This window comes from Pseudanabaena sp. 'Roaring Creek', assembly GCF_001402795.1.
GTDB lineage: Bacteria > Cyanobacteriota > Cyanobacteriia > Pseudanabaenales > Pseudanabaenaceae > Pseudanabaena.
Window position 1 is genome coordinate 1 of the sequence record NZ_LIRE01000723.1, and the last position, 9,301, is coordinate 9,301.

At 42.6% G+C, this 9,301-nt stretch carries 8 protein-coding genes; 3 read left to right on the forward strand and 5 right to left on the reverse strand.

What is annotated here, in order from left to right; all coding sequences use genetic code 11:
* The 4 genes from AC805_RS21200 to AC805_RS21210 form a co-directional block, all read right to left on the reverse strand.
* Positions 1-742, reverse strand: a 742-nt coding sequence (locus AC805_RS21200) for a hypothetical protein (RefSeq protein WP_156341517.1), incomplete at its 3' end; no start/stop codon positions are given.
* Positions 743-745: 3 nt separating this feature from the next.
* A complete protein-coding gene (locus AC805_RS21205; protein WP_009629061.1) occupies positions 746-1,252 on the reverse strand; it encodes a phage tail protein in 507 nt (168 codons plus the stop codon).
* Positions 1,249-1,425 carry a hypothetical protein gene (locus tag AC805_RS25865; protein WP_156341518.1) on the reverse strand — a complete coding sequence of 59 codons (177 nt, stop codon included), beginning with the start codon at positions 1,423-1,425 and terminating at the stop codon, positions 1,249-1,251. The genes AC805_RS21205 and AC805_RS25865 overlap by 4 nt, the downstream gene beginning before the upstream one ends.
* Positions 1,426-1,797: 372 nt before the next feature.
* Positions 1,798-4,212, reverse strand: coding sequence for a PstS family phosphate ABC transporter substrate-binding protein (locus tag AC805_RS21210; protein WP_055077247.1), 2,415 nt, complete (start codon positions 4,210-4,212; stop codon positions 1,798-1,800).
* 450 nt (positions 4,213-4,662) lie between these two features.
* Here AC805_RS21210 and AC805_RS21215 point away from each other — a divergent pair, with 450 nt between their 5' ends.
* Positions 4,663-4,929, forward strand: coding sequence for a Nif11-like leader peptide family natural product precursor (locus AC805_RS21215; RefSeq protein WP_231664060.1), 267 nt, complete (start codon positions 4,663-4,665; stop codon positions 4,927-4,929).
* A 173-nt stretch (positions 4,930-5,102) separates the two neighbouring features.
* On the opposite strand, the gene AC805_RS21220 is transcribed toward AC805_RS21215, so the two are convergent.
* Positions 5,103-6,794: a tetratricopeptide repeat protein gene (locus tag AC805_RS21220; RefSeq protein WP_231664076.1), complete on the reverse strand. Its 1,692-nt coding sequence runs from the start codon at positions 6,792-6,794 to the stop codon at positions 5,103-5,105.
* Between the two features lie 137 nt (positions 6,795-6,931).
* Here AC805_RS21220 and AC805_RS21225 point away from each other — a divergent pair, with 137 nt between their 5' ends.
* Positions 6,932-7,645 (forward strand): pentapeptide repeat-containing protein, encoded by a 714-nt coding sequence (locus AC805_RS21225; protein WP_082429597.1) that lies wholly within the window; start codon positions 6,932-6,934, stop codon positions 7,643-7,645.
* Between the two features lie 90 nt (positions 7,646-7,735).
* On the forward strand, positions 7,736-9,103 hold the full coding sequence (locus tag AC805_RS21230; RefSeq protein ID WP_055077250.1) for a DUF4157 domain-containing protein: 1,368 nt from the start codon (positions 7,736-7,738) through the stop codon (positions 9,101-9,103).
* Positions 9,104-9,301: the final 198 nt, after the last annotated feature.

The following is a 9,301-nucleotide window of genomic DNA, read 5'->3' on the forward strand; positions in this document are numbered from 1 at the left end:
GAATAGGAGCAGAATAATCTGCATTGACACTTGCTTGAATATTGCGATCGCTTTCTAATGGAGTATTGTTTACAGTTGGTAAATTAGCAGTATCAACTTGTCTTTGGACTACCTGATTTATATCGTTGGACTGGTTATCTGGTATCTCTACAATGGATTGATCGGAAGTTGATGCTCTTTGAATTAGTGAAGCATTATCATTGGATCTTTGGATTTGAGGAGAATTATTTGATTCAATATCGTTTGAGATAACTTGTCTTTGGATTTCAGTGCTTTGAGAATCTAAGATAGGTTGAATGGTAAAGTCGGACTCTCTTTTGATTGTGCGATCGCTTTGAGTAATATCATCTAGCTGACTGAGGTATGAGAATTTACTAGATCTTTGAATTGGTCTATCGCTGAGTAAACCACTTGCCGATCGCAGGAATTTGCTCTGTCCTTGTAAATTAGCTTTAGAGGCAACGGATTTAGTTTGGACAGTATTTAGAGAAGGTGATTGTAGCGGACTATTAAAGAAAGGAGAGTCTTCAAAGGAACTCGTAAAAAATTCAGAGCCACTATTGACATCTAGATTATCAGGACTTAATAGGGAAATCGCTCCTAGTGGATAAATAAATTTTGGCTGTAAAAAAGACTGTCCAAGCGCATTGGGGACTATCAAAGGCTCGTAATTGCCTAGCGGAATATCATCATATATTCCGTCATCAGTAGCATCAAAGGAGGGAGGAGTATTTTCAGTCACGTCTTATGAACTTGGGAAAGAACCATTGGATGTATCTCTGGTGACTACGGTAGCAGCCCCACCGCCTGTTGTTGCCACTGTTAGTCCCTCAATTGCTAAGGATAACTCTTCGATCGCTACAGCATTGCCATCGGCTTGAAGGGAGGGCGCTTGCCAATTAACGGGAATCGCACCGATTAAAGTCCAACATTGTCTGGTTTCACCTGCTTGATTAAAGAGCAAGATGCGGATGTTACGTCTTCGGGATGTGGTAGCTGTGAACCAATTCCAAAAACTGAGATCTTCAGTTACTCCTCGTTTGAGCGTCACCTCCGAGAAGGTCGTATGTCCTAAGAGAATCTTTTGCTGGTCATTATTGCCTCCCTCGAGGTAGGTTTCATAGTTTACTTTGGCACTCAATCCAGTACATTCAGTAAAACATGCCACGATGGTTGAATCAGGGGACATCTCTACATAGAAATGGTTGGTGGTAACGTAAGATGCTGATCTGGTGAAACCGTTGCTAGTCATAACCTACCCTCATAATTTCTTCCCGCCCGTTCCTTTTGCCGCTTCAAGTCATCTAGAAGAAGCTGATGCACCCGATTGCTTAGCAATCTTATTCTTAAAGGCTCTTGCAAAATCTGGGCAGCCAACTTGGCAAGTTCAGCTCTTTCTTGGGGTTCTCCAGAATAGTTTGCCATCAACGCTTTGCCATGTATATGTAAATGTATATTTAGTATACCTAACCGTATATTTACACTACATTATATAGTAATGCAAGTTTTGCTTAGGATATAAAATTTCCAAAATGGCAACGCCATCTTGGAAATCTCAAAACCTTACTGGGTCTGTTTTTTAACTCATTGAAGTGTTGGTTCACGCGCAGCGTGAGCCACAGGGCTTAGGTCTTTATATCTAGTTGATACTATTTAACGAGAGTTCGGGATAATTTGAAATTAGTTTTGGGAAAGGGTTTGCGTAGCAAACCCTTTCCCAAAAGTAAAAGCCTTGCGTAGCAAGGCTTTTACTTTTGGGTTTCTAAAATTTGCCAGCTTAACTCGAACTGACGTTACTTAATTGGATGATTTGATGGGAAATTTTAAGGGGATAAGTCCAGTTTGCTTGAGTAAATTCTGCGCTTCATCGGTGCGCATGATCGCGATAAAACGTTCGGCAATCGGCAAGCGGCGGTTATCGCGGGTATAGACTACCGAAATCGGATAGGCAAGAGGATAGGTTTGATTGATAAAATTACTGTAATTTTGAATGTAGCTTCCTTTTTCGTTACAAAGATCGACATTGGGGGTAACAGCTTTGCCAGATTTAAACATTAGGGGTGAGATAAAGGGTTTATTGTCATCGGCGATCGCGAGGGGATAAACCGAGCATTGACCAAAGACTTGACTGATCGAGCCAAAAGAAATGCTGCCGATACTTCGGTCTTCAAAGTCTTGGATTACCTGTCTAAGAGAATCAAAAACTGATAGGGATGTAATGCCATTATTACCCTCTTGGATCAGTTGGCGGAAAGCAGCGATCGCCTCTTCATCTTTGAGCACCCGTTTTTCAAAAATTGCGATCGCATCATTATCGAGGGGCATATAGAGCTTGACGGGGAGATTTGGTCCCCCCAACTGTCGCCAATTGATGATTTCTCCTGTATAGAGTTGACGTAATTGGGAGAAGGAGAGTCTACCCTGTAAGGCGGTAGGCAGACTATTATCGCGTTGGGCATAGCTAAAGGCAACAAATACTGTTAAGCCATCGTAGGCAATATCTTGGGTAATAAAGGTTCCATCTAAATTATCAGTTACGCTCGAGATCGCAAAGTCAGCTTGGTTAGATTGCAATTGGGTAATTGGCGATCGATTGCTATTCTTGTCAACTACGATGGGTTGATATTTAAGTTGGAGTTTGGGTTGACGCTTTTTCAATTCATCTTCTAAGGTCGCACCTTTAGCAATTAAATTGTCTTGTAAGAGCGTGTAGTTCCAAGAGCCATGTTTGTCAGCAGTATAAGTAAATTTACCTTTAGGAATATCAGATATTTGATTGATGCAACAGGGGGCGTTTAGATTAGCAGTTTTGGGTGGTTGGTTTAACCAGAAATATAATAGGAGTAACAGAAGTAATAGGAGCGTAACTGCGATCGCGATCGCAATTATTTTTTTGGTTATCCATCCCCACCACTTCTTTTTAACTGGTACAACTTCCTCTTTGTCAATGAATTCCAGCATAGCATCGCGTTCAATCGGTATTCGTAGCAATGCTCGTCTGGCGATCTCGGCACTGCTATAACTGACTTCCCCAAAGCCAATCAAGTTTTGAATGAATTTTTTTAGTCCTAGATTAATTTTTTTATCCCAATGGTTTATTTCATAGGGACTTAAGCAGGAACGGTTTTCGAGATCGATCACCCCACCCTTTAGTAAGTAAAAGGCGATATAGCCCAAATCCTCTAGATCCCGATTAATAGAGTAGGCTGGTGTTTGGACATCGGGAGGATAAAAACGATCTTCCCATAGCGCCATATCATTGAGATAGACCGTAAATCCTTGGAAATCGGTACGGATAGCAATGCTATAAAAGGATAGATTGCCATGGGGCAAGCCTGAGGTTACTATTCCAGAACGCAAGCGATACTTCTGAGAATGTAAAGATTCAAGGGTTTGTAAAGCTTGATTGAGAAATGACTTAACCTGCCAATTACTCATAGCTCCATGCCCCGCTAAATATTCCGCCAGAACGATCGCCTCATCATTTCGGGGTAAAATTGCATAACAGCGCTCTTCGCGGGCATCAGCGATCGCTTCTATGGGGGTAATTAAGCGAGAGTCTTGGGTTCTGCCGTCTGATAGTTTTAACTCTGATGATATTTCAAAATTGCGCTTACAGGCTCTTGTCTCTTGATCGTTAAAATATTTTTTGGGAATTACATATTCTTTAAATAGGAATTCTTCACCATTAGTTAAATTTGTCGCATTATAGAGTCTGCCAGTGCCCCGAATGCCAATATAGTTATCTACTTGATAAACACCACTTCTCCCCCGAACCTTAACTTCTGAAGGTAGACTGGCAGGAAATTGACATTTTTTACAATATTTATTATTAGGATCGTCGGTAACAGCTTGATGGGGGAATTCACAGCGAAAGGGATTGGATTCTTGACATTGATAGCGTAGAAATTGTGGTTTAATTTGCCAGATTGTTCCCACCCTTTGATCGATGGTAATTTCTTTTAAAACCTCTTTAGATTCTATCTTTTCTGGCACTCCAATTCCCTTAAAAGAAGTAATTGAAGGTGGGGCAAGTCCTAAGTCATCCCTGAGAAAAGGAAGAAGAAATCTTAAAGGAGGTGGAATTATTTTATTGAGAAATTCAATAAATTTATTGCCGATTAATCCATCGATTATGCCAATAAATTGATTCCAAACATCAGTGATACGTTTCCAGAACTTCTGCCAAACATTTGGAGCTTTTCCTGTCATAGAGCGCTGTCCTTACCTTGATAAAAACCCAAAAAGCTGTACTCGTGTGGAGTGATTTTTTGATGAAATTATTCCACAAGTAAAATCTCTAACTAAAAAATCTAGTGAAAAATCTAGTGAAAAATTATATTGATAGACTAGACTATAACGTTTTCTTGGCTACTGGAGTATAGCGGTTTTCATTTTGCCTGCTCCCTTCCCAGTGAAATATTAGACGTTATACCAAGTTAAGAATTGGCGTAGCCAAGTCTTAACTTGGTACAGTCACTTGAATTAGGACAAATCAAACCCCAAGAATTGACTGGCGGCACGAAGCGCCGCCAGTCAATTCTTGGGGTTTGATTCCCTAGTACATTTGGCGATAGCTATAACTTGAAAACCATTACGAGATTTAGTTTTTAATTCACATCCTTCGATTAAACCTTTGGGGGGATTTATAGCAAAGTTTGTATGGTTCATATATTCTGGTATAAAATCTATTCCACCACTTTACTCCTATTCAAGATTATGGCAAGAGAGCAAGTGGCGCGCCTTTATCGGGCAGCCAAAAACAATTCCCTCCTCAAGGCAAAGCTAAATCAGGCTCCCAATCTTGAAAGTTTTGTCGAAATGGCAAGAGCAGAGGGATATGATTTCACGATTGAAGAATGGCAGCAGATGACCAATTTTGAGGTCGAAGAGTTAAAGTGTCATCTGTCAGAAATTCCTGGGATCTAGCAATACCACAGGCGAGTAACTACATGAGTACCTGTAGCGCTTTGCGCTCAAACCAAGGAAATTTTGGAAAGCGTTGCGAAGCAATGCTTTCCAAAATTTCCTTGTATTCGTTTAACCGATAATTGTTGTAAGAGATGAGTGGCGGCGAAGCGCCGCCACTCATCTCTTAGGTTTTAGGGCTTGGCTGGTTTTGGTTTTAAACGTTCGATCGCGATCGCTTTATTGATGGTTGCTTGGGTTTGGCTGGGATTGAGCTTGAGTGCTTGTTCCAAGGCAACAAGAGCATCCGCATTACTATTGAGCGCAAGTAAAGCGATGCCTCTTCCCGTCCAGTAGTCAGCATTTTTAACATCGATCGCGATCGCCCGACTATAGGCAGTCACCGCCTCCGCATTTCGCTCGATGGACATTAGGGCTAAACCGAGATTGAACCATGCCGTATCTGATTTAGGGTTAATGCCGATCGCCTGTTGACTGGCGGCGATCGATTCGCGAAAACGATTGAGTCGCCAAAGCAAAGCCGCTTTGTTTGTCCAAATATCTGCCAAGAAAATTTGACTGCCAATATTAGCATCGCCTTGAATGGCTTTGTCATAGGCGGTTAAAGCCTCTTCGGTACGTCCTAGAGAAGCTAAAATGCGCCCGTGATTAAACCAAGCACTCGAAGAATTTTGGTTAAGGGCGATCGCTTGATTGGTCGATGAAAGCGCTAGATCGAAACGTCCTAACGCCCAGAGTGTGGCGGCGCGATTGCCCCAAAAACTCGCTTGCTTAGGTTGGAGGGCGATCGCTCTATTTGCTGAGGCAAGGGCTTCTTCGTATTTACCTAAACCATTGAGGGCATTAGCCCTCTGATCCCAAGCCCAAGCTGGTCCTAGATAATCCCATTGCTGATCGCCTTCTTGCAGGGCTGCGTTACAGGCTGCCAGAGCTTCTTTATACTGACGCAGTTGGTTAAGGGCAGCGCAGGAATTGGCGAGGGCAAGGGAATATTTATCTTTGGCTTTTAAAGCCCATTCCTGCGAAGCAAGGGCTTCGGCATAGCGTCCGAGTCGCCATAAAATCATGCCCTGTTCTGCCCAAGCCTGTGCGTTGGTGGGTTCGATCGCTACAGCTTTGTCGTAGGCAAATAGGGCATCGTCAAATCGCTGTAACTGGTTCTGGACTTTGCCCTTAGTTTTCCAAGCGATCGCTGGAGTGGCTTTTCCCCAGTTGGCATTAACTTTAATAGCGCGATCGCAGTCTTGGAGAGCATCGGCGGCGCGTTCGAGGGAGACAAAAATATCACAACGTTCGGTCAGGGCAAGGGAGTAGTTGGGGTTGGAGCGAATGGCTAAACCGAGGGATTCTAGAGCCTCAGCCATTTTTCCCGCACGTTTTAATATGGCTCCTTGGATGTACCAGACCATCGCTGGCGAGGCATCATCCCAATTGAGATCGATCCTTAGGGCGAGTTCACAGGAGGCGATCGCATCCTCATACCGTTCTAACTCATTCAAAGCGCCACAGCGTTTAGCTAAAGCCCCCGAACTGTTGGGCTGTAACTTGATAAAGCGATCGTAGGATACTACGGCTTCGGTATACATTGCCAAACCCACCATCGCATCACCCCTTTCGAGCCAAGCGATCGGCTCGTTGGTGTTGAGGGTAATCGCCTGATTGCAAGCTTCAATGGCTTCTTTGTACTTGCGGGATTTAACCAAAGAGCTACAAAGCGAGGCCCAATAGTCAAAATCCTGTAACTTTTCTTGGGCGATCGCGATCGGGGCGATCGGCAAATTTAATAGCACTAGCGAGAGTAATAAAACTCGTTTACTTTGCTTAAATAAATTAATGAAAGAACGCAAAATCACTGTTACTCCCAAGTTTTCAACCCCAAACACAGGTTTAGCAAAAAGTTCTCATTTATGACTTCACCAATACAATAAAATCCGTAAAGTAAAGTCCGTAAAGTATGACAACTTTTTCTATCCACATTAATTTATCATCATAGTTTCGATGGATGCTAATACTCAATCCCATCGGCAATCGAATTCTACAAATGAGCGTTATTCCTAAAGTTTTATGGTCGGGAGCTTGGGCGATCGTGTTGCTTTCTGTTGCTTCGGTCTCCCTTGCCGATCCTCTGAGCGATCGCCTTCAAGCCCTCAATCGGCAGAGACTAATCGAAACCAATCGGTGTCAGGGCTGCAATTTACGCAATACAGATTTAAGCGGACTCAAACTAATTGGGGCAGATTTAAGTAAAGCTGAGCTTCAGGGGGCAAACCTTCGCAGCACCGATCTGAGGGGGGCAAACTTACAGGAAACCAATCTCGTCTATGTCGATCTTAGCTATGCCGACTTGCGCCTTGCTAATTTTGGTAAAGCGAATTTAACAGGAGCAAATCTTAGCAATACCCATTTGCTCAGTGCCTCCTTTCGGCAGAGCAATCTCCAAGAAGCAAATTTAACCGATACCTATGCCGATGGCAATGTTGATGCATTTACCCAAGTTCGTCAATTTGTCGATCTTGAAGGTGCAAATTTACTAAAAGCAAATCTGACTAACGCCAAGCTAGGTTTTGCCAATCTCGAAGGGGCAAATCTCAGTGAAGTAAATTTAGTTGATGCTTATCTAGAAAATGCTTCATTAATCAATACAAATTTAACAAAAGCGAAGTTGTGTAACACAATCCTGCAAGATGGAGTGGTAAATAATCAGAATTGTTATTAATCTTTGCGATCACGCGAGAATATGCAATGCCAAATATTATGTATATGATATATTGAGGTGTCTCGACAAGTAAATCTAGGGGTTGCTGATATGTCGCGTACTCATGATAACGAAAAAAAGCCTTCGCAATCCGCGTTTTCATTCAAACCCACAGCTTCATTTCTACAAACTAGAGGCTTCGCGCCACTACAGACGGACTTGGATGAAGATGCTCCACGTCGATCTGGATACACTGAGAATTTACTTGAAAAAATAATTAATCAGCGCGGTACTGAGTCGGCTGATACGCCAGTCCAAGCAAAGCCAATGAACCGCTTGATGAAGCCGCTTCAATCTAAGCGTATGGCGATCCAAGCCAAGCTGAGTATTGGCGAGCCGAATGATAAATATGAGAAGGAAGCAGATGCCACTGCCTCTAAAGTTGTCCAACAGATAAATTCGCCAATTCAGGAGCAATCTGTCCAGCGAGAAGCGATGGAAGAAGAGGATGAAGAATTGCAAATGAAGTCTTTGGTACAGAGACGAGGAGATATTGATGGTGGAGAAGCTTCGACTGATTTAGAGTCATCAATTCAAAGTGCGAGAGGTAGTGGTCAATCTCTAGATTCTAATCTGCAAGCGAAGATGGGACAAGCGATGGGAGCAGACTTTAGCGGCGTAAAAATACATACAGATTCGCAATCCGATCGCTTAAATAAATCAATTCAGGCTAAAGCATTTACAACAGGTCAAGATGTCTTCTTTCGACAAGGAGAATATAATCCTAGTAGCAAGAATGGTCAGGAGTTGATCGCCCATGAATTGACGCATGTGGTGCAGCAGAATGGGGGGGCGGTGCAGCGATCGCCTCAGATAAGTATAGAGCAAGCAACTGGAAGAGCAACTCAGGTGCAAAGAACCTTCAAGTACAGTGGTAAAACGTACTCCAAGAAAAAACTACCATCGATAGAGGATGTCAACCTATGGCTCAAGGGCGACTTGAAATTCTTAAAGATGGATTCTAAAACTGTTTTTGAGGCTTTACAATTACTTGCTAAGCAGGACGGTAAACCAGCAGAAATGGATGCTAGCACATTAGGGGGAAAAATAATTGAAATTGCTAAATCACAGCAGCCTAAAGTTAGCGATAAAAGCGAGGTTTGGGAAGACGATGATTTATCTGAGGATGAATTTGGGATCGAAAGAAATACAAATAGCTCTCAGGCTGTAGTGAAAGGAAATAAGGGTGGAGAATTTATCGGCGATCCATCTGCATACCATATACATCTTAAGAAACCGCATTGGAAGTATGGAACCGATAAATCCTCTAGGAAGAATTTTTATGGTGAGGGTCAGAGTTACGATCAAGAGAAGATGAAGATCGCGAGAGACGCATGTGAGTCTTACGAACCTCAGAAAAGAGCTAGCACAGAGGGTAAGGAGGAGTGCCTAAAATGGTTCAATGAAAATCTTAAGTGACGACGGGTAAAAAGGGAAAGTGCGAGCACGTAGAGTGGGTTGAAGAATGAAACCCACTCTACGTGCTCGCACTTTCCGCTCTTATTTTACTGAAAAAAGTATTTAGAAAGCAAATCCTTATACAGTATGTGTTTTGAGCTTTGCCAGCAAAAATATCACTATCTTAATACTTTAAATAGTGATGCACTAATAGGAATT

Coding starts and splice junctions, on each gene's coding strand:
- AC805_RS21230 (WP_055077250.1), top strand. CDS start 7,736: ATGTCGCGTACTCATGATAACGAAAAAAAGCCTTCGCAATCCGCGTTT.
- AC805_RS21210 (WP_055077247.1), bottom strand. CDS start 4,212: ATGACAGGAAAAGCTCCAAATGTTTGGCAGAAGTTCTGGAAACGTATC.
- AC805_RS21215 (WP_231664060.1), top strand. CDS start 4,663: ATGGTTCATATATTCTGGTATAAAATCTATTCCACCACTTTACTCCTA.
- AC805_RS25865 (WP_156341518.1), bottom strand. CDS start 1,425: ATGGCAAACTATTCTGGAGAACCCCAAGAAAGAGCTGAACTTGCCAAG.
- AC805_RS21205 (WP_009629061.1), bottom strand. CDS start 1,252: ATGACTAGCAACGGTTTCACCAGATCAGCATCTTACGTTACCACCAAC.
- AC805_RS21225 (WP_082429597.1), top strand. CDS start 6,932: ATGCTAATACTCAATCCCATCGGCAATCGAATTCTACAAATGAGCGTT.